Origin of the sequence: Pacificibacter marinus (assembly GCF_018860665.1) — a bacterium.
In the GTDB taxonomy this organism is placed as follows: Bacteria; Pseudomonadota; Alphaproteobacteria; order Rhodobacterales; family Rhodobacteraceae; genus Celeribacter; species Celeribacter marinus_A.
The window spans coordinates 63,840-82,627 of the sequence record NZ_JAHKPK010000064.1 but is presented as its reverse complement, the minus strand read 5'-3'; the positions used below and the strand labels follow the sequence as shown (position 1 = coordinate 82,627).

Below are 18,788 nucleotides of genomic sequence, written 5' to 3'. Positions count from 1 at the left end.
TGGGATCTGTGTTTGATGTGCGATTAAAACAATCTGTTGAACAGCGCCCGTGGCAAATAACGCCCCCATTTGAACACCCAAGCGAAAGGCCGTGGAAAGGCGGATTCGAACCGACCGCTGTCGACAGCTTTGAGAACATGATCGGCGGCTTTGTCAGCCGTCATGATTTGCGGCATGGCAAAATCGTTTTTGGCAGTCAGACGGGTTTTGATAAAACCAGGGTTCGCGACCTGAATTTTCACTCCAGAGCCTTTGAGGTCAATCAGCAGATTTTCCGCCAAATGCATCAGGGCCGCTTTGGAGGCAGAATACCCAACAGCGGCGGGCAGGCCGCGATAGCCTGACAGCGATCCGATTAGCATAATGTGACCAAAGCCACGGGTGACATATTGCGGGACAACGCCAGCCAACACCCGTGCGGCGCCAGTGAAATTGGTGTCAATCATCCGCTCAACGGCATCACCATCCCAATCGCGCGCGTGCATTGGCTCGTAGGTGCCCACACAATAGAGCATGGCATCGGCGTGCTGTGCCTGTGAAAAAGCCTCGTGCACAGTTTTCGCATCAGTGACATCCATCGGCAAAACCGCTGCGTTGGGCAAGGTCGCAGCGAGGTTATTCAATTTATCCGCTGAGCGTGCAGACAAAATAACATGCGCACCGCGGGCTGAGATTTTTTGGGCCAAGGCCGCGCCAAGCCCGTCTGACGCACCCACGATCCACCATGTTTTGCCGGTAAATGCGTCTGTCATTTCGGTGCTCCAGATTTTGTAAGGTCATGTGTCGGTGGGGCAGGTCGCCTGCGATATGTCGCGCCTTTCAGTTTCAAAGCCAATGCTTGCCAATGGATCAAAGCCATGGTGCGCAAAGGGCCAAATGGGCGGCGCAGATAAGCCTTTATGAGCGATATATTTGTCATCTGCTGACGTGGGCCGTAAAGCGTGGCGATCACGCCTTCATCCCCATTGCCGTGGAAAATACGGATCGCGACGCGGTTCGGCGTGATGTCGAAATGGAACGTGTAATGCCCATCAACCTGTTGAAATGGCGAAACATGCAGCGCTTTGGGCGCTGTGATCTGATCGGCTTTGGTGATGGGGCCAAGATCATCTTGCACACAAAGATAAGAATGGCGATCGCCAAAAGGTGTCGACACTTCGGCGATCACCCCCATCAAATGCGGGCCGCGCCAGCCCAGCCAAAAACTGACGGGGTTGAAGCCATAGCCCAAGAACCGTGGCTGCGTCAGCAGATCAATTCGAATATCCTTTAGGCCTGCATCGGAAAAATGCTGTCTCGCCCAATCGGCACCGATGCCCTGTTTCAGTTTTCCGCCGTGGTCGCAATCATGGATGGAGGCGAGATTGATCCGATTGCGCGAAAACAACGCGGGCAGCTCGGATTCGGGCGCCTCAAGATCAATCAGCACGAAATCCACACCATAGCGAAACGCGTTCTTTATCGACCCGCGCCGCGCATGGCTGGTGTGGCCTGCGATATGCTCAGGGCGGTGAGGCGTCATACCAAGATCGCATCCAGCTTCGCAGGCGACCGTTCTGCCATTCTGTCAGCCACTTGCACGGCGGAATGAAATCCATCTTCGTGGAATCCGTTGCGAAGGTAAGCCCCAGCAAACCACGTGCGATTGTCGCCATTGATGGATTGAATGGTCTTTTGTGCTTTCAAAGCTGCGTTATCAAATACAGGGTGATAAAGCGTGGTTTCGTCATAGATTTTCGCTTCATCAATCGGTGTGACCGCGTTGAGCGTGACAAATAAAGGATCGTTTTCGTCAATCGCTTGCAATTTGTTCATCCAATAGGTGACCCCAAGCGATTGCTCTTGTCCGACAGTGTCAGATTTATAGACCCAAGATGACCATGCCGCGCGGCGTTTTGGCATTTGGTTGGGGTCTGAGTGCAGCGTCACGCGATTGGCTTGATAACGCAGATCAGACAGGGCTTTTTGCTCAATCGGTGTTGGCTTGTCGATCAGCTTGAGGGCCTGATCTGAATGGCAGGCAAAGATGACTTGGTCGAAACGTTCAGAAATGCCGTTTTCGGCTTTGACCGTGATGCCAAGCGGAGAGCGTGTCACGGCAGCAACGGGTGTGCTAAGACGAAAGGCGCAGCCCATCATTTTAAGATGCGCCTCAAGACGGTTCACGTATTCAATCGATCCACCTTTTACGGTGTACCATTGATGCTGACCTGTGGCTGACAATAACGCGTGGTTGCGGAAAAACCGCAATAAGCTTGCGGCAGGATAGTTGCGCACTTCGGATGGGGGGGTCGACCAAATCGCACCACATATCGGCATCAGGTAATACTGAACGAACCAATCGCCAAGGCGCAGTTGTTCCGTCAGCTCGCCGATGGTGGTCGTCTCGTCTTGCACTGTGCTTTCAGCCTGTGCATTGAACTTGAAAATATCGCGCACCATGCGCAAAAACGCAGGCCGTGCCATATTGGATTTTTGTGCGAACAATGCGCCTAATCCTTGCAATCCGTATTCCACGGCGCCGCTGTTGATGGTTGCGCCAAAGCTCATGTCGGATTTGATCACAAGCACATTGAGTGCATCAAACATTGCCGTCAGGTTGGGATAATTGGCGTAGTTGAATACGATAAACCCTGTATCCACCGGTTGATCGCCGTTCTTTCCTGCAACTCGCGTGCGCGCATGTCCCCCCAAGCGTGGTTCGGATTCGAAAATCGTCACGTCATGCTGCGGCGATAGTAAGTAAGCGCTGGCGAGGCCGGAAATGCCCGAGCCGATAATGGCAATGCGCGAGCGTGCTTGGGTGGGAATATCAAATGACATCGGAAATCCTATGTTGCTTGTGTAGGGTACGCGATCTCACCTCGTTTGGATCATTTATTTCGCCGACCTAAAATAATGTATGTTGAATGTGATCCACCTCTCGACGGGGTTCGTATGCTTGGTATGATACTGGATGAACATAAAATTTTGGATGGCGCCCACATTGCGCCTGTTTTGCGCAAAGCGCGAAGTGCGCGCAGGGTTTCCTGTGAGAGGACGCCAGTGACTTCAGGCATGTCGACAACGTTTACAGAGCAGACAGAATGGATGCTCAAAGTGCGCGACGCCCGCGATCGTGCGGCCTTTGCAAAGCTCTTTGATCATTTCGCGCCACGGTTGCGTGGAATGTTGATGAAAAACGGATTTGGCGCCGCCCAAGCCGATGATGTGATTCAAGACGTGATGTTGTCGGTTTGGCGCAAGGCTCATTCCTTCAATCCAGAGCGTGCGAATGTATCGGGTTGGATTTTCCAGATCGCCCGCAATCGTCAAATCGATGTGATCCGTAAAGATCGTCGCCCTATGCCCGAAGAATTGGCGATGCCCGAAAGCACGGATATCGACGGCGAACAGGTTTTGGGCATCGAACAAGAAGCGGCCAGTCTGCACGCTGCAATTGCGCGGCTCAACCCTGAGCAACGTGATTTGGTGCAAAAGGCCTATCTGGGTGAGCTGACCCATAGTGAAATCCAAGCCGAAACGGGTCTTCCGCTTGGCACAATAAAATCCCGTATTCGGCTCGGTCTTGAACGTCTGCGCCATGAATTGAAAGGAGAGCGGTAAGTCATGACTGACATTGCTCACCATATCCCTGAGGCGCTTTTGGCCTCTTATGTCTCCGGCACTTTGGCGCAACCTTTTGCTTTGGTTGTGGCCGCACATGTGTCGATTTGTGAAGAATGCCGTGCCAATTTGGCGGCTCATGAGGCCGTTGGCGGTGTGTTATTGGATGCTTTCGATCCCATTTCCATCACAAGTGATCTGCGCAACCGCGTGATGGCGGGACTGGATGATGATATCCCGCCCGAGCCTGAGCGCCCGCGTGGCGATGACACATTTCCAACACCTGTGTTGGAAGCACTGGGCAGCAAAGCACCAAAATGGCGCTCGCTTGGACCTGGGGCCAAACAGTGCATTTTGAATGCGGGCAAAGAGGGGTCCGTACGCCTTTTACACATCGCTCCGGGCTTTGCTGTGCCAGACCATACTCATGGCGGGCTTGAGCTGACTTTAGTGCTGCAAGGCGCCTTCAAGGACGAAACGGGTCGCTTCGCGCGTGGTGATTTGGAAGTGGCTGACGACACGTTAGAGCATACGCCAGTTGCCGAAGAGGGCATGCCATGCATCTGCCTGGCCGCGACGGATGCGCCGTTGAAGTTCAGCGCCTTTGTGCCGCGCCTTTTACAGCCCTTGTTCCGTATTTAAGCGTTAAGGTCTTGTTTAATAAGTTTAAAGGCCCCGTTGGGGGCCTTTTCTATGTGTCGTCTGTATCCATCCAGATGGTCACAGGACCATCATTGATCAGGCTCACCTTCATGTCTGCGCCAAACTCACCGGTTTGAACTGGAACGCCTGTATCGGCCAGAAACCCCGTGAAAGCATTATAGAGCATCTTGCCAGTTTGTGGATCAGCCGCGTTGGAAAAACCGGGGCGGTTGCCTTTGGTATTGGCAGCCAAAGTGAATTGGCTCACGACCAAAGCGGACCCATTGATGTCGCGCAGCGATAGGTTCATTTTTCCCGTGTCGTCTTGGAAAATCCGCAGCTTGGACAGCTTGGTTGCCAGTTTCTGCGCCTCGGCTTTGGTATCGCCACGCATCGCGCAGACAAAGACCAATAGCCCCTGCGCGCATTCACCGACGGTTTTGCCATCAACCTTAACGCTGGCCTCAAGTACCCGTTGAACCAGAACCCGCATGATTACATCTCATGGGTCCAAGGAGGATTTGCGCCTGCGCGTGACACCGTGATCGCTGCCGCTTTTGATCCCATCTCCAAGGCTGCGCGGATGGTCTCGTCATCCAGATCGGCCACGCCTGTTTTGGTCAGCTTGCCGCTTTGTTGCAATGAGGCCAAAAGACCCGCGTTGAACGTATCGCCCGCACCCACCGTATCGGCCACCTCGACCTTGGTTGCAGTAACGTGCACGACACCGTTTTTGGTAAAGCCGCGCACACCTTCAGAACCTTCGGTCAAGCACACCAGTTTCGGGCCTTTGGTTAAAAGCGTTTGAATATGCTGCTCAATATCGCCGTCACCCATGATCCACAAAAGGTCTTCGTCGGACACTTTCACGATATCACACAGGCTTAACATGTGGTCCATACGTGCGCGATACCGTGCTTCATTCTTGATAAACGATGGGCGAATGTTCGGGTCCATCATGATCACGCGGGTGGCTGCTTCGCGGGCACAGAGGGCCTCGTAGGCCTCGCCGCAAGGCTCAACCGGCAAGGAAATGCCGCCAAAAAACAGCGCGTCCACAGTGTCGGGAATGTCCGGCAAATCAGTTGGTGTCAGCATGCGGCCCGCTGTGTTTTCATCATAAAACGCATAGGTCGCATGGCCATCGACCAATTTTACAAAGGCCACGGTGCAAGGCCGATCCGCGGTCACTGCCAATGATGCGTCCACGCCGCTCTCAGCCAGTTTGGATTTGAGCAATTCGCCAAAGAAATCATTCGACAAGCCATGGAAAAACGCGGGTTTCGCGCCAAGACGCCCCAAAGCAATCGCCGTGTTGAACACAGCGCCGCCCGCATGGGGGGCATAGGCATCCTCATTCAAGGTGGAGGTACGGGGCAACATATCGATCAGAGCTTCACCAGCGCAGAGGATCATGGGGCAATTCCTTATAAGGTTGCAGTCGTTTTAAATTCGTTAGCGCTATCAGGGCAAGCGTTATCTGATCAAAAACGCATTCAAAATCATTGATATTGTGACGCGATAAAACCGATGGCGGCTGCAACGATTGCGCCTAAAATAACAGCAAAGGCGATTTTCCAAGCCGACCACGGGCGTTCGCCTTGTACCCGACCAGACCGTCCGTTGACGACAAAGCGATAGGTTTTCCCGCGGTATTTATAGGCGGCCATCCAAACAGGCAGCAGCACATGTTTGAATGTCACGTTTGAAACTTGCGTGTTGACACTGGCCACTTGCTGACGATCACCGCCGATGTCAAATTTAACGTCGCGCAAAATCACGCGGTCCATATAACTGCGCGCAGACCGATAGCCGTCTTCCAAATCAACAGAGTAACTTTCGGCGCGAAACCCAGCAATGTAGTCAGGAACATAGGGTTCCATTGCTTGCAAATCCCAAGGTTCTAACCCTTCGGTATATTTTTTTGGTAAAGAGGTAGAGGCCAGTACCAAAACGTCATCAAAAAATCGTGCGACACGCCCCGATTTGTTGCGCCATTTGGTGCGCCGCTCGCGCACTTGTTTACGTTTGCCATCACGCATAACGGTTTTGGTGACATAATAATCGTCCCCGCGCATACCGGAATATTGTGATTTGGTATCGGCATCAAAGGTCCAATAGGGGACGTAAATACCAGACAGTTTGCGCCCTTTTCGGGCGTAGTCTTGCAACCCGTTCGGGGCAAACCACAATCCGCCAAGCCAATCATTCATCGCCTCACGTGCTGTCGCCTCAGTCAGCGCAAAGGGCAACAATCCACGCGGTTTGATTTGGCGATGTAGCCCTGTGTCTGCCACCACTGGCGTGGCACAAAACGGACATTCCGTGGCATGGATCTCGGCGCTGAACTCGACCTGTGCGCCACAATTCGGACATTCAGAGACACGGGTGTTTTCCATATCTTGTTGCGGCAATAGGTCTTTGATGGCGCGACTGAAATCCAACTCATAGGGGCCTGTTGCCCCGCCGATGTCCAAAGCTTCAGTTGCCCCGCAATGATCACAGGCCAGTGTGCCCGTGTCGGGCGAAAACCGCATGTCCGCCCCGCAAGTGGTGCAGGGAAAACGGTGATCTTGTAAAACGTCTTGGGCTGGCAATCCGTCGTTATCGGTCATGACGACCCTCTGCGTGTTCAAAGCTGACGATCTGCGCGATTTGCGTGGCTGCCTCAGTTGTGTGCCGGATCACGTGGCAAAAGATACGTTCTTGCGCGCCGCGTGTCAGCCGACCAGAAACCGATGCCGCTTTGCCATGGGTGACAACTTGATCGACGGTGATGGTGTCAGGAGCGGTCAGGGCGTCAAACACTTTTGCGATGGCCGTACGGCCAGCGGCTGGGGCGTCTTGTCCTCGTTCCCAAGTCGCATCATCTGCGATCATGTCAACGGGCAATGGGCCAACGCCCATCAACGCCAGCGCGATGTCTTCGGCGCGGGCGTCTTTGCGGGCGCGGCCTTCGGCTTTGCGGATCACTTTTGGTGGCATGGCTTTAGGAGGCATGGTCAGGTCAGTCCAATCGCCGCTTTAGGCTCCGGGTGGTGGTGGGGGCGGGGCCACGGAAAACAGCTGTGACAGCTCGACCACATCATCGGCTTCCAGCCAGCCATCTTGGCCTTGGGTCCAGACATAAGAGGCACGGGTGAGTGTGCCTTTTGCCGCCATCTGGCCCATTTCCGCTTTTGAAAACGGGCCCTTGGTTTCGCCATTCACAGCGATATGCCACACATGTTCTACGGGGGGCGGTGGTGGCGCTTGGACGGCGGCTGTTGGGCGTGCGCCCCAAGGGCCTGCTGCTTGTTGCGCCATGCCCATGCCAAGACCCGCGCCGATACCTGCGCCCATCGAGGCCGCCATGGCAGAGTTCTCCGCGCCCATGCCTTCGGCTGCGTTGAATTTCATGTAGTTGTCCAGATTGCCGACTATCCCCATCGAGGTGCGTTTATCAAGGGCTGCTTCAACCGCTTCAGGCAAGCTGATGTTCTCGATGTAATATTCAGGAATAACAAGGCCATAGTCGGCGACGACTTTGGAAATTTCAGTGGCCACCAGTTTGCCAAGACCATCAGTGTTCGCGGCCATATCCAGTACAGGAATACCGCTTGAGGCGACGATGCGTGAAAACGCTTGCACGATGATATTGCGGATTTGGAACGAGATTTCGTCCATGGTGAATTCGCCGTCTGTGCCAACGATTTCCGTCAAAAACAGCGCAGGGTCTGAGACCTTGACCGTATAGGTGCCGTAGGCACGAATGCGCACCGGGCCAAACTCTGGGTCGCGACACATGATCGGATTCTTTGTGCCCCATTTGAGATCTGAGAACCGTGTGGTGTTGACGTAATAAATTTCAGATTTGAACGGCGATTTAAAGCCGTGATCCCAATGGTTCAAAGTCGTCAAAATCGGCATGTTGTTGGTCTCAAGCATGTAGAGACCGGGCGTAAATACATCCGCCAATTGACCTTCATGCACGAAAACAGCTGCTTGACCTTCGCGTACGGTCAGTTTCGCGCCGTATTTTATTTCATGCGCTTCACGTTCAAAACGCCACACCATTGTATCGCGGGTGTCATCGGTCCAGTGGATGACATCAATAAATTCACCAGATAGAAAATCGAAAATTCCCATGGGAGGCTCCTGTGGTGGTTAAGTGGCGTCGCGCATCAGCTCGTTGGCGATTTGCGCAGAAATAGGACGGGCGATTTCGGGCTGCATACCGGGGTAAAGGCGCGGATCATACAAAATACGCAGCAGCAATTCATCATGCCCCGTCAGCAACGCGAATTCTTCGTCGTCGTTGAAAATTGACGGACGGGCACGCGGCGTGTCATTGGCAAGGCCAAGCCCCTGCGCAATTTCTTCGTGAAAACATGACTTTCGCATCAAATCAGGGTGTTCGCCGCGAATGATCGCCACGGCCGTTTGATAAACACCATTGTCTGAAGGGTCGGACGCCACCACCAAACAATAGTTGGACCGCGGCATGTTTTCGATGGAATTAATGGCAGCTTGGCCGATGCCGGGGATAAGTTGTTCAAGGCGGGGGCCGATCACTTGGCGTTCGTCTTCGTTCAACACCAAAACATGGAAGTTGGGGCGTGCTGACATCGAAATCGAATGGTTCGTTGCCCGTGCAAGACGCCCTGTCAAAGCCTCAACTGTCGCGCGGTCTGTGGCGCGTTGTGCATCGGGAATACTGGCGCCAAATTCCAGACCAATGCGCACAGGACCAGCCCATTTATGCAGTGACGACGGCGTGGTGCGGGCCACATAAGTGCCGCCCACACTGGTATATTCGTCATTCAGCGCAATGGCGTCGAAATTATTGGCCAGCTGGTGGGTTGTGAACGGCGTATCACTGCCGCCGCCATCTGTGCGCAGCAAATCATTGAGCAGCAGGTTGCTTTGCACTTTCGCGTAATAGTCACGCATAGCGTTACTTTGCGCTGAGGGCCCTTGAGGCGTCGCTTCGGCCTCAACTGCTGTGGGCACAGTGGCGGGGCGTGATTGAGGGATCGGCGACACAGCTGCGGGTTGGACGCAGCCGGACAGCACGGCAGCGGCTGCGAGGACAACAAGCCCCGCAGCGCGTCGAGTTTTATATGTGCCGCCTTGTGACACCCTTAGCTCGGAACAGCTGTGCCAGCGTTGTCGCCGGAGCCTGTGCGTTTGGCTTTTGCCGAGGCTAATGTGTCGCGCAGTTCTGCTTCCATTTGCTTCAGGTCAGCTTCTGCAGCCGCACGTTTGGTTTTGCCATCGTCGGCGATCTGCAGACTTTCTTGGATGGTTGCGATCAATTCAGCATTGGCGGTTTTTACGGCCTCGATGTCAAACACGCCACGTTCCATTTCTTCGCGCACCACTTTGTTGGCTTGGCGCAGGTTCTTGGCGTTGGATGTCAGCAATTCGTTGGTCAAATCATTGGCTTCGCGCACCGCATGTGCCGCCTCTGAGGAGCGTTGAATGGTCACGGCTTGGGCCAATTGGGTTTCCCACAAGGGCACTGTGTTGACCAAGGTTGAATTGATTTTTGTGACCAAGGATTTGTCGTTTTCTTGTACCAAACGGATGGACGGCAAGGACTGCATGGTGACTTGGCGCGTCAGTTTTAGGTCATGTACGCGGCGTTCCAGATCATCGCGCGCGGCACGTAGATCGCGCAGTTCTTGCGCGACCATGACTTGATCGTTTTCCGCCGCAGCTGCCACGTCTGCTTCTTTCGCGGGAATGGTCACGCCATCAAGTTCTTTGAGCTTTTCTTCGCCAGCGGCAATGTAGATGCCCAATTCGTCGTAGAATGTCAGTGTACGATCGTACAAAACATCCAAGGATTTGATGTCTTTCAAAAGCGTGTGCTCATGCGACAAAAGATTGTCTGTGATGTCGTCAATCTGGCCTTGGACAGTCTCGAAACGGGCAACGAATTTCGCCATAGGGGCTGCGCGTCCCAGAAGTTTTTCCCACCAAGACCGATCACGGCGCACATCGAGTTCAGAGATGGAAAAGCCGCGAATGGTGGTTACGATGGATCGTAGACTGTCGCCCGCAGGCCCGACGTCTTTGTTCCGCACATCTGCGAGCATGGCTTGGGAAATCTCTTGCAATTCGGCTTGCGCGCCAGAGCCGAAACGCACGATGGAATTTGTATCGCTCATATCGATTTCAGTCATGGCGCTGCGGATCGCGTCAGCCTGTGCAGGTTCTGCAGCTTCCAAGACGACAAGATCGCCCGCGGGTTCAGGCAGGACAACGGCTGTGACGGCTTCGACGTCTTTCAACGTGGCTTCGGCTTTTTGGCGAGTGGTATCTGACATGACGTCCCCCAGAGATAACTGTTTGATTTACTTGATACCTTCGCGAGCCAATCGGTCGCGAAGTACGTCGATCTCGATGTCAAGATCGACCTTATTGTCTAAAAGTAACGCTTTGTTGCGTGCTGTGAAATTGCTTTCAAGATCGTCTAAAAGCGCAAGATATGATGCGCGCGCTTCCATGTTACGGCTGCGGCCCCAGATGTCGGCAAATTTTGTGGTCGCGTCACGCGCACCTTGCAAATAGACGCTCAAATATTTGCGCGCTGCCGTCAAATCGCGCGGATCTTCTTCGACGGTGCGAAACATGGCGCGGGCGGTTTTGGCGAATTGATCTAGGCGGGTTTGCGCCTCGCGATCGCCCGTGCGCTCTAGGGAGTCACGCATCGACGCCAAATGGCGTTCGGCCTCGGTGACAGCTTTGGCCACGCGATCTTGTTGAAAGGTGTCGATGCCTTCCATGCCTTTGTGTTTCAAAGGGTCAATACCAAAGGCAAAACTGTGTAAAGCCGTGCCGAGAACCGCGAAAATGGCAGCTTCAAGTGGGCCCCAACCCGCGATACCAACAAGGCCAAGACCAAGGCCTGTCAACGCAGATCCGAAAATTTTGCGTGGAAACGCAGGGCGGCGAGCGACTTTGCGTGCTTCATAGGCTTCTTGCGCTTTCAGGCCTTCGCGGGTCAGCCAAGCGGCCCCCAACAACAATCCCAAAGCGACAATGTATTGCGCCATGACAACGGGTTCAGCGCCAAAAGCTTTCCATGCCAAGGGCAGGGCAGCATAAAACAAGATGTTTGAGCGCGCGCCCACACGGGATGGCTTTTTGCCATCAAAAGGACGTGCTTTTGGGGCGTCCATCGATCTGTGCGCGTCATTGGTGTTGTCAGGTGAATATTTTGAACCGTATTTTTTCGCCATGCTCAGGTGCCCTATGCGCCCAAAGTGGCGTAAAAGGTCAATGCAACCAACAGATAATACGCAAGTTTTTGGGCCCCATTGGCGCTCATGTCGCTTTCACTCCATCCTATTGCGGGCTTATGCCCCTTTGCCCGTTCGGGTCTTGCCATAAGATATAGGAAACAAATGCGGTTCATGAAAGGGTTAAGCGCGGGGAAGCTGCATAAGTTGCTCCCCCTTGCTCATAGCTAAGGCTGTTCAGCTGCGTTTTTTGCCGCCGCCAAAGCCGCCGCCGCGTGATCCGCCGGACGGTTTGCCATCGCGGCCACCTGTGGGTTTGTCGCCGTGAGATTTGAACCCTTTGGCGCGACCGCCGTCCGGGCCTCCGCGCGATTTGTAGCCAGCAGATTTGAAATCAGGCTTGCCGTCACGATCAACAGATTTGCCTTTGTAGCCGCCGCCCTTTGGTCCGCGATCATCACGCTCGCCACGCGGTTTAAATCCACTGCCTTTGGGGCCGCGATCATCTTTGTCGCCACGTGATTTGAACCCTGTTCCCTTGGGACCACGATCATCGCGATCACGGGTATCTGTACGGCCAAAGCTTTCTTTGCGCGGACCTGCAGGTTTGCCGCCACGGCTGACTTGACGACGTGGTTCAGACGGATGTTCGATATCTGACGCGAAAGGATCAACGCCCAGCTGATCACGCAACACGCGGGCCTTAACTTCTTCGGCTTGGCCAGGGCGAATGGTGCCTAAACGGAAGGGGCCGTATGAGATGCGCATCAAGCGGTTCACGATGACGCCGATATGTTCCATCGCGCGGCGCACCTCGCGGTTGCGCCCTTCGCGGATGCCGACAGTCAGCCAAGCGTTTGCGCCTTGTTGACGGTCGAAGACCACTTCCATAGGTTGGAAATCTTCGCCATCAATCGTCACGCCTTTGCGCAGTTGATCCAGCAAAGCCTCGGAGGGAGACCCTTTGACGCGCACGCGGTATTTGCGCAGCCATCCTGTGTCTGGCAGCTCAAGTTTGCGTTTCAATTCGCCATCGTTCGTGAGCAGCAAAAGCCCCTCAGAATTTAAATCGAGGCGACCAACGGACAGAACCCGCGGCAGGCCTGCTGGCAGGTTTTCAAAAACCGTGGCGCGGCCAAGTTCGTCTTTTTCTGTGGTCACGAGGCCCAGCGGTTTGTGGTAGAGCCACAAACGGGGCGGTTCCGCTTCGCCGATGTGTTGCCCGTCCACGGTGATGCGATCACCGGGCAATACGTTCAGCGCCGGTGAGACAACCTTGCGGCCATTCACGGTCACGCGGCCCTCTTCGATGATCACTTCGCAATCGCGGCGCGAGGCGACGCCCGCGCGGGCGAGAACTTTGGCGATCCGATCACCGGGGCGTGTGCCATCTGCGCCAGCTTCGGGGCCTTTGGCGGGCGCGGTTTTGGGCGCGCCTTTCTTGGCATAGGGATTCGCGGGGGGCTTTTTGTACGATTTGCCTTCCGTGTCACCATGGCTGCGGGAGCCTTTGCTTTTGGAAACAAAGGAGGGTGCGCCAGATTTTGCGCCTCGGGCGGTTTTTTTATCGGAATCTCGTGTCATACGCCTGCCATAGCTGGGGTTTGCGCAGTTGGGAAGGGGGAGCTGTGCATTGGGCCTGCATTGAGCCTAGATTGAGCGGGTTTGGGCGCGCATTTGCTTGTCTTAGCCCGATTTTGGGGGCAGATACAGATCATGAGCTTTAGATCTTACATGGATATAGCGTTGCGCGAGGCGCATGCGGCAGCGGCCCGTGGTGAAGTGCCTGTGGGGGCCGTTATTGTGTCGCCCACGGGTGATGTCGTCGCGCAGGGGGGCAATCGGACCCGTGAATGGAATGATCCGACGGCTCATGCCGAAGTGGTCGCGATCCGCGCAGCTTGCACCGCTTTGGGACAAGAACGCCTGTCGGGATATGATTTATACGTGACGCTTGAACCTTGCCCGATGTGTGCGGCGGCGATTTCAAATGCGCGGATTGCGCGTTTGTATTACGGTGCCGCAGATGAAAAGTCAGGTGGCGTGGCCCAAGGCCCGCGCGTTTTTTCTCATGCGCAATGCCATCATGCGCCTGAGGTTTATGATGGCATTTCTGCTCAAGATTCCGAAGACTTACTTAAAGATTTCTTTGCAAGTCGGCGCCGCTGAGCCGTCGTTTTATGTGCTGTCGTTGTGTGGTCTTGGCGTTTGTGGTGCCTATTCGCGCCTGCGTCTGCCCCAAGTAATTTTCGACCAGGCAATTTCATGCGCAAAATAGCAGATGAAGCCCACGACTGCGCCAGAAATAGCAATGCCGCCGCCTGCTGTAACTGACCCCGTGAACGCAAAGCCAATGAGCGTCATGGTGAAAAGTCCAGCCAGTTGCCACGTGATAGATTTGGCGATGAGTCTGATCTTGCTGTCCATGGGGGCCCTTTGCGTAAAGTGTTGTGTTGGTATTGGGCTATCGTGAAAATCGCGCTATGGACATTAGGGGAATTAGCTGCCTAAACTAAACTTTGCAGATTTAATCCTACAAAGTTGATCTTAATGGACAAACGTAAGCGCGCAACCTTATTTCGAGAACGCCTATCAGACGCGATGGCGCTCAAGGGCGTTACAAAGAGCGCGCTCTCGCGCGCAACGCAGGTGGATCGGTCTACGATTGGCCAGTTGTTAAATGTCGATCAACCGCGCCTGCCGAATGCACAATTGGCCGCTGAGGCTGCAAATGTTTTGGGCGTTAGCACGGACTGGCTGCTTGGGCTCACGAACAGGCCAGAAACTCCAGGTAATATTGTGGCGGCAGCCTTATCGCTTAGTCCAGCTGAACGGTCGTCTGCGGATGCGCAACTTCTTGAATGGCATCACGAATCTGCGGGCTATAAAGTGCGACACGTTCCAGCAACTTTGCCCGATATGTTGAAAACCAAACAGATGTTGGAATGGGAATATGCGTCAGTGCGCGCGCGCCAGTTGCCACAGGCTTACGACGCCCTGCAAGATCAAATGGAATGGGTGTCCTCTGGTGTGTCTGACTATGAAATTGCGCTACCAATTCACGAGATCGAAGCCTGCGCCGCTGGAACAGCCTATTATGAGGGTGTCGGAAAAGACCTGCGCCATGCCCAGTTGAACTTTATTGCGGATCAATGTGACGAATTGTTCCCGAGGTTGCGCATATTTTTATTTGACGCGCATCGGGTTTTTAGCTCCCCTGTCACCGTTTTCGGTCCAAATCTGGCCGTTATATATGTGGGGCAATTTTATCTGGCTTTTCGCGAAGTCGAGCGTGTTAAATCTTTGTCTAGTCATTTCGATTGGCTTGTCAGAGAGGCCGTCGTAGACGCACGAGGTGTTTCCGCGCATATTCGCGGCTTGATTGAGGCGCAAAGCTGACGGGCAGGGCTAGCCGCTGGAATTGCACAAACAACAACCGCGTGATGCTGCATTGCGTCACATCAAGCCCTATCTAATCAGACCAGAGCCAAACTTTGTCGCGCCATATGCTTGAAGCGGGGCGCGCGGCGCGATAAAGCCAATGCAAATAGATTGAATTGAGCGCCCTTAAAGCGCTGTTGAGATAACGGAGTTGCCCTATGTCGATCGACATTGATACCGCACGCCGCGTTGCATCGCTTGCACGCATTCGGGTTGAGGAAGATGCCCTCCCTGAGTTGGCCCAAGAATTCAACGCCGTTTTGGGCTTCATCGAGCAACTGTCCGAAGTGGACGTAGAAGGTATCGAACCGATGACCTCTGTGACTCCGCAACGCCTCAAACGCCGGACCGACGTGATCACCGATGGCGATCAACAAGCGAAAATTTTGAAAAACGCACCAGACGCACGCGAAGGCTTTTTCGCTGTGCCCAAAGTGGTGGAGTGAGCGCTATGACTGATCTGAACACACTGACATTGGCCGCTGCGCGCGATGGTTTGCGCAAGGGCGATTTTACCTCATCTGATCTGACCGAAGCCTGCCTGACATCGATTGCGGCTGCTGGCAAACTCAACGCCTTTGTGCATGACACATCCGAACAAGCGCGCGAACAGGCCAAAGCGGCGGACGTTCGTATCGCTGCTGGCGATGCGCCAAACATGTGCGGTTTGCCGATTGGCGTGAAGGACGTGTTTGCAACCAAAGGTCAGCCCACACAGGCGGCCTCGCATATCTTGGACGGGTTCAGGCCCGAATATGAAAGCACGATCACATCCAAATTGTTTGACGCCGGTGCTGTGATGCTGGGCAAGTTGAACATGGACGAGTTTGCCATGGGCTCGTCGACTGAAAATTCGGTTTACGGCCCTGCGATAAACCCATGGAAAATCGATGACCGTGATTTGACACCGGGTGGGTCATCTGGCGGCTCTGCGGCTGCTGTGGCGGCTGATTTGTGTTTGGCGGCCACCGGCACGGACACTGGCGGGTCTATTCGCCAGCCTGCTGCGTTTACCGGCACTGTCGGCATCAAGCCAACCTATGGGCGGTGTTCGCGTTGGGGTGTCATTGCTTACGCGTCCTCATTGGATCAAGCGGGTCCGATGACCAAAACCGTGCGGGACGCGGCGATCATGCTGGAAGCCATGGCAGGCCACGATGCGAAAGATTCCACGTCCATGGAACTGGCCGTGCCTGACTTTGAAGCGCTGATCACGGGCGACATCAAGGGCAAAAAGATTGGTATTCCTAAAGAATACCGTCTCGATGGCATGTCCGCTGAAATTGCGAAGCTTTGGGATGATGGCGCTGCGATGCTGAAAGATGCGGGCGCCGAGATCGTTGATGTGTCCTTGCCGCACACCAAATACGCGCTGCCAGCTTATTACGTGATTGCGCCTGCGGAAGCCTCGTCAAATTTGGCGCGCTATGATGGTGTGCGTTACGGTCACCGCGCGAAAATCGGCGAAGGTGATGGCATCGATGATATGTACGAGAAAACCCGCGCCGAAGGCTTTGGTCGCGAAGTGCAGCGCCGTATCATGGTTGGCACCTATGTCTTGTCGGCTGGTTTCTACGACGCTTATTACAACCGCGCTCGCAAAGTCCGCACCTTGATCAAACGCGATTTCGAACAGGTGTTTGCAGCTGGCGTTGACGCGATTTTGGCGCCAACCACGCCTTCCGCAGCATTCGGTATTGGCGAAGTGTCTAAAGCCGATCCTGTAGAGATGTATCTTAACGATGTGTTCACCGTGACGCTCAACTTGGCGGGCTTGCCGGGGGTATCTGTGCCGACCGGTCTGTCGTCTACAGGATTGCCGCTGGGATTGCAGCTGATCGGGCGTCCATGGGAAGAAGGCGATCTGCTGAATATTGCTCATAGTCTTGAACAGTCTGCGGGCTTTGTTTCCAAGCCGACCAAATGGTGGTAACTCTGCTAACAACGTTCATTTTTTCGGGAGATGCGTGATGCGTCGTGCCGCTTTTGCTGTGATGTCTTTGGCCGTTTTAGCCGCTTGTGATCCTGCCGTGCCCGACAGTGGTGCTGGCGTGGGGTTTGGAACCTATTCTGAATATCAAGCCCGCCGCGAGGCTGAATTGATTGCCAATGGCGAAGGGCGCTCCTCGGCTTCTGTGGCGACCTCCTCTGTTGCGGCATCAGACATTTCTGACGAAGCTTTGGCGGCCATTGGGCAAAGCCAGTCTTCAGTGGGTGTGCCGGCTGATCCGACAGGTCAATTTGCATCTGCGCCGATTTCTGCTGGTGTTGAAAATGACGCAGGCATATCAGCGGAAAATGACTTTGACGCTGTGGCCTCTGAACGATCAATCGCAGAAGATGCGGCGCGTGTGGCAGCAAATCGCGAAATATATCAAACGGTTGCGCCTACATCGATCCCAAGTCGCCCCTCAGGTACAGGCACGTCTTTGGTTCAATTTGCGCTGTCAACGACCAACTCGGTTGGCCAGCCACTCTATTCGCGTTTGACACTGGGCGCCGAGGCACGCGCCTTGCGCAATTGTGCCAAATACCCGTCGCCTGATCTGGCGCAGGATGCGTTTTTGGCCGGTGGCGGACCTGAGCGCAATGTCAAAGGTCTCGATCCTGATGGCGATGGTTTTGCCTGTTCATGGGATCCAAGACCCTTTCGCTTGGCCGCTGGCCGTAATTGAGCTCGCATGACTGCACTGTCCTGCCATAGCCAAGCCTCGCCCAATTTTGGCGAACGCAAGGGCGGGGCGGTGCCTGATATGATCGTCATCCATTATACGGCGATGGCCACGGCGGACGCGGCTATTGCGCGTTTGTGCGATCCTGAATTTGAAGTCTCTGCGCATTATTTAATCGATGTCGACGGGCGTATTGTGCATATGGTTGATGAGACCAATCGCGCATGGCACGCGGGTGCGGGGCGATGGGGCGATGTGACGGATATCAATTCGCGCTCTATTGGAATTGAATTGGCCAATTGCGGGTCCGTACCTTTTGCCGCGGCGCAAATGGATGCGCTTGAGGCACTGCTACATGACATCATTTCCCGCCACTCCATCACGCCCGAGCGCATCATCGGTCATTCTGATATGGCGCCTAAGCGTAAAATCGATCCAGGCCCAAGATTTGATTGGCGGCGCTTGGCTGTGCAGGGCCTGAGCGTTTGGCCTGAAATATCTGCGCCTCGTAAAGTCGATAAGGATGCGTTTCTCGCTGACCTCGTTGCGTTTGGATATTCACCAGAAACATCCGCAGAGGCGTGCCTGTCCGCCTTTCGCGATCGATTTCGCCCGCGTCATTCCGGTCCTCTTGATGGCGCGGATATGGCCTTGGCGCATGATCTTGCGATGCGCTTTCCCGTTGACCGCGCGGCGCGCACAGCCTAAGTCCCAAAGCGCACGGATGGCTGGGTGACCGCGGGTTCTGGGGACGTAAGTCTACTGGGACGCGAGGAAAGTCCGGACTCCATTGAACAACAGTGCCGGGTAACGCCCGGCGGGGGCAACCCTAGGGATAGCGCCACAGAGAACAGACCGCCCTACACGCGCGCAAGCGTTAGCTGGGGTAAGGGTGAAACGGTGAGGTAAGAGCTCACCGCGCGCGCGGCAACGCAAGCGGCACGGCAAGCCCCACTGGGAGCAATGCCAAATAGGGGTTTCGTGTGAGGCACTGCGTTCGCGCAGAGTGATCATAGGGAGGTTCAAGCCCGAGAGACCCGGGTTGGCAGCTTGAGCGTATTGGTAACACTGCGCCTAGAGGAATGGTCATCGAGGGGGCAACCCCAGACAAAATCCGGCTTATAGGCCATCCGTGCAATTTTCAAACAGGACCAGACCAAGGCCTTCCTTTTATATGGAAAGCCTCAGTGGGGTCGAT

The 18,788-nt window shown here is 54.7% G+C and carries 21 protein-coding genes and 1 other RNA gene; 9 read left to right on the top strand and 13 right to left on the bottom strand.

Annotated features, from left to right (window positions below; all coding sequences use genetic code 11):
• Positions 1-23 precede the first annotated feature (23 nt).
• The 3 genes from KO497_RS18225 to KO497_RS18215 are packed head-to-tail and all read right to left on the bottom strand — an operon-like array spanning position 24 to position 2,823.
• A complete protein-coding gene (locus KO497_RS18225) occupies positions 24-752 on the bottom strand; it encodes an SDR family NAD(P)-dependent oxidoreductase (protein WP_215945387.1) in 729 nt (242 codons plus the stop codon).
• Positions 749-1,522, bottom strand: coding sequence for a DUF1365 domain-containing protein (locus KO497_RS18220; protein ID WP_215945386.1), 774 nt, complete (start codon positions 1,520-1,522; stop codon positions 749-751). Before KO497_RS18220 ends, KO497_RS18225 begins: the two co-directional genes overlap by 4 nt.
• Complete coding sequence (locus tag KO497_RS18215; RefSeq protein WP_215945385.1) at positions 1,519-2,823, bottom strand: NAD(P)/FAD-dependent oxidoreductase; 1,305 nt, start codon at positions 2,821-2,823, stop codon at positions 1,519-1,521. Before KO497_RS18215 ends, KO497_RS18220 begins: the two co-directional genes overlap by 4 nt.
• Before the next feature lie 234 nt (positions 2,824-3,057).
• Here KO497_RS18215 and KO497_RS18210 point away from each other — a divergent pair, with 234 nt between their 5' ends.
• Both KO497_RS18210 and KO497_RS18205 read left to right on the top strand, forming a co-directional pair.
• A complete protein-coding gene (locus tag KO497_RS18210; protein WP_252729781.1) occupies positions 3,058-3,606 on the top strand; it encodes a sigma-70 family RNA polymerase sigma factor in 549 nt (182 codons plus the stop codon).
• 3 nt (positions 3,607-3,609) lie between these two features.
• Complete coding sequence (locus KO497_RS18205; protein WP_215945384.1) at positions 3,610-4,248, top strand: ChrR family anti-sigma-E factor; 639 nt, start codon at positions 3,610-3,612, stop codon at positions 4,246-4,248.
• 49 nt (positions 4,249-4,297) lie between these two features.
• On the opposite strand, the gene dtd is transcribed toward KO497_RS18205, so the two are convergent.
• The 9 genes from dtd to KO497_RS18160 all read right to left on the bottom strand — a co-directional run bounded on the left by dtd (position 4,298) and on the right by KO497_RS18160 (position 13,061).
• Positions 4,298-4,741 (bottom strand): D-aminoacyl-tRNA deacylase, encoded by a 444-nt coding sequence (gene dtd, locus KO497_RS18200; protein WP_215945383.1) that lies wholly within the window; start codon positions 4,739-4,741, stop codon positions 4,298-4,300.
• Between the two features lie 2 nt (positions 4,742-4,743).
• Positions 4,744-5,664, bottom strand: a complete 921-nt coding sequence (locus tag KO497_RS18195) for a carbohydrate kinase family protein (protein ID WP_215945382.1) — start codon at positions 5,662-5,664, stop codon at positions 4,744-4,746.
• A gap of 86 nt (positions 5,665-5,750) precedes the next feature.
• The gene (locus KO497_RS18190; protein ID WP_215945381.1) at positions 5,751-6,863 is read right to left on the bottom strand and encodes a TFIIB-type zinc finger domain-containing protein; all 1,113 of its coding nucleotides are present in this window, start codon (positions 6,861-6,863) and stop codon (positions 5,751-5,753) included.
• Positions 6,853-7,248, bottom strand: coding sequence for a hypothetical protein (locus tag KO497_RS18185; protein ID WP_215945380.1), 396 nt, complete (start codon positions 7,246-7,248; stop codon positions 6,853-6,855). The genes KO497_RS18190 and KO497_RS18185 overlap by 11 nt, the downstream gene beginning before the upstream one ends.
• 24 nt (positions 7,249-7,272) lie before the next feature.
• Positions 7,273-8,376 (bottom strand): SPFH domain-containing protein, encoded by a 1,104-nt coding sequence (locus KO497_RS18180; RefSeq protein ID WP_215945379.1) that lies wholly within the window; start codon positions 8,374-8,376, stop codon positions 7,273-7,275.
• An 18-nt stretch (positions 8,377-8,394) separates the two neighbouring features.
• Complete coding sequence (locus KO497_RS18175) at positions 8,395-9,369, bottom strand: DUF2927 domain-containing protein (RefSeq protein ID WP_215945378.1); 975 nt, start codon at positions 9,367-9,369, stop codon at positions 8,395-8,397.
• Between the two features lie 2 nt (positions 9,370-9,371).
• Complete coding sequence (locus KO497_RS18170) at positions 9,372-10,562, bottom strand: toxic anion resistance protein (RefSeq protein ID WP_215945377.1); 1,191 nt, start codon at positions 10,560-10,562, stop codon at positions 9,372-9,374.
• A 27-nt stretch (positions 10,563-10,589) separates the two neighbouring features.
• The gene (locus KO497_RS18165; protein ID WP_215945376.1) at positions 10,590-11,477 is read right to left on the bottom strand and encodes a 5-bromo-4-chloroindolyl phosphate hydrolysis family protein; all 888 of its coding nucleotides are present in this window, start codon (positions 11,475-11,477) and stop codon (positions 10,590-10,592) included.
• 237 nt (positions 11,478-11,714) lie between these two features.
• Complete coding sequence (locus tag KO497_RS18160) at positions 11,715-13,061, bottom strand: pseudouridine synthase (RefSeq protein ID WP_215945375.1); 1,347 nt, start codon at positions 13,059-13,061, stop codon at positions 11,715-11,717.
• A gap of 132 nt (positions 13,062-13,193) precedes the next feature.
• Between KO497_RS18160 and KO497_RS18155 the strand changes: the two genes are divergently transcribed.
• On the top strand, positions 13,194-13,646 hold the full coding sequence (locus KO497_RS18155; RefSeq protein WP_215945374.1) for a nucleoside deaminase: 453 nt from the start codon (positions 13,194-13,196) through the stop codon (positions 13,644-13,646).
• Between the two features lie 48 nt (positions 13,647-13,694).
• Here KO497_RS18155 and KO497_RS18150 read toward each other — a convergent pair whose 3' ends face one another.
• Positions 13,695-13,904: a DUF2061 domain-containing protein gene (locus KO497_RS18150; RefSeq protein WP_215945373.1), complete on the bottom strand. Its 210-nt coding sequence runs from the start codon at positions 13,902-13,904 to the stop codon at positions 13,695-13,697.
• A 123-nt stretch (positions 13,905-14,027) separates the two neighbouring features.
• On the opposite strand from KO497_RS18150, the gene KO497_RS18145 reads away from it, so the two are divergent.
• From KO497_RS18145 to rnpB, 6 genes are all read left to right on the top strand, one after another.
• The gene (locus tag KO497_RS18145; RefSeq protein WP_215945372.1) at positions 14,028-14,876 is read left to right on the top strand and encodes a helix-turn-helix domain-containing protein; all 849 of its coding nucleotides are present in this window, start codon (positions 14,028-14,030) and stop codon (positions 14,874-14,876) included.
• Between the two features lie 200 nt (positions 14,877-15,076).
• On the top strand, positions 15,077-15,364 hold the full coding sequence (gene gatC / locus KO497_RS18140) for an Asp-tRNA(Asn)/Glu-tRNA(Gln) amidotransferase subunit GatC (RefSeq protein WP_215945371.1): 288 nt from the start codon (positions 15,077-15,079) through the stop codon (positions 15,362-15,364).
• 5 nt (positions 15,365-15,369) lie between these two features.
• Positions 15,370-16,851, top strand: coding sequence for an Asp-tRNA(Asn)/Glu-tRNA(Gln) amidotransferase subunit GatA (gene gatA / locus KO497_RS18135; protein WP_215945370.1), 1,482 nt, complete (start codon positions 15,370-15,372; stop codon positions 16,849-16,851).
• A gap of 37 nt (positions 16,852-16,888) precedes the next feature.
• Positions 16,889-17,593, top strand: a complete 705-nt coding sequence (locus KO497_RS18130) for a hypothetical protein (RefSeq protein WP_215945369.1) — start codon at positions 16,889-16,891, stop codon at positions 17,591-17,593.
• Between the two features lie 6 nt (positions 17,594-17,599).
• A complete protein-coding gene (locus tag KO497_RS18125) occupies positions 17,600-18,298 on the top strand; it encodes an N-acetylmuramoyl-L-alanine amidase (protein ID WP_252729780.1) in 699 nt (232 codons plus the stop codon).
• Positions 18,299-18,310: 12 nt separating this feature from the next.
• Positions 18,311-18,728: RNase P RNA component class A (gene rnpB / locus KO497_RS18120), an RNA gene on the top strand.
• Positions 18,729-18,788 lie beyond the last annotated feature (60 nt).

Coding starts and splice junctions, on each gene's coding strand:
- gatC (WP_215945371.1), top strand. CDS start 15,077: ATGTCGATCGACATTGATACCGCACGCCGCGTTGCATCGCTTGCACGC.
- KO497_RS18160 (WP_215945375.1), bottom strand. CDS start 13,061: ATGACACGAGATTCCGATAAAAAAACCGCCCGAGGCGCAAAATCTGGC.
- KO497_RS18215 (WP_215945385.1), bottom strand. CDS start 2,823: ATGTCATTTGATATTCCCACCCAAGCACGCTCGCGCATTGCCATTATC.
- KO497_RS18205 (WP_215945384.1), top strand. CDS start 3,610: ATGACTGACATTGCTCACCATATCCCTGAGGCGCTTTTGGCCTCTTAT.
- KO497_RS18210 (WP_252729781.1), top strand. CDS start 3,058: ATGTCGACAACGTTTACAGAGCAGACAGAATGGATGCTCAAAGTGCGC.
- KO497_RS18190 (WP_215945381.1), bottom strand. CDS start 6,863: ATGACCGATAACGACGGATTGCCAGCCCAAGACGTTTTACAAGATCAC.
- KO497_RS18165 (WP_215945376.1), bottom strand. CDS start 11,477: ATGGCGAAAAAATACGGTTCAAAATATTCACCTGACAACACCAATGAC.
- KO497_RS18225 (WP_215945387.1), bottom strand. CDS start 752: ATGACAGACGCATTTACCGGCAAAACATGGTGGATCGTGGGTGCGTCA.
- KO497_RS18170 (WP_215945377.1), bottom strand. CDS start 10,562: ATGTCAGATACCACTCGCCAAAAAGCCGAAGCCACGTTGAAAGACGTC.
- KO497_RS18155 (WP_215945374.1), top strand. CDS start 13,194: ATGAGCTTTAGATCTTACATGGATATAGCGTTGCGCGAGGCGCATGCG.
- KO497_RS18145 (WP_215945372.1), top strand. CDS start 14,028: ATGGACAAACGTAAGCGCGCAACCTTATTTCGAGAACGCCTATCAGAC.
- KO497_RS18220 (WP_215945386.1), bottom strand. CDS start 1,522: ATGACGCCTCACCGCCCTGAGCATATCGCAGGCCACACCAGCCATGCG.
- KO497_RS18185 (WP_215945380.1), bottom strand. CDS start 7,248: ATGCCTCCTAAAGCCATGCCACCAAAAGTGATCCGCAAAGCCGAAGGC.
- KO497_RS18130 (WP_215945369.1), top strand. CDS start 16,889: ATGCGTCGTGCCGCTTTTGCTGTGATGTCTTTGGCCGTTTTAGCCGCT.
- KO497_RS18125 (WP_252729780.1), top strand. CDS start 17,600: ATGACTGCACTGTCCTGCCATAGCCAAGCCTCGCCCAATTTTGGCGAA.
- dtd (WP_215945383.1), bottom strand. CDS start 4,741: ATGCGGGTTCTGGTTCAACGGGTACTTGAGGCCAGCGTTAAGGTTGAT.
- KO497_RS18195 (WP_215945382.1), bottom strand. CDS start 5,664: ATGATCCTCTGCGCTGGTGAAGCTCTGATCGATATGTTGCCCCGTACC.
- KO497_RS18150 (WP_215945373.1), bottom strand. CDS start 13,904: ATGGACAGCAAGATCAGACTCATCGCCAAATCTATCACGTGGCAACTG.
- gatA (WP_215945370.1), top strand. CDS start 15,370: ATGACTGATCTGAACACACTGACATTGGCCGCTGCGCGCGATGGTTTG.
- KO497_RS18180 (WP_215945379.1), bottom strand. CDS start 8,376: ATGGGAATTTTCGATTTTCTATCTGGTGAATTTATTGATGTCATCCAC.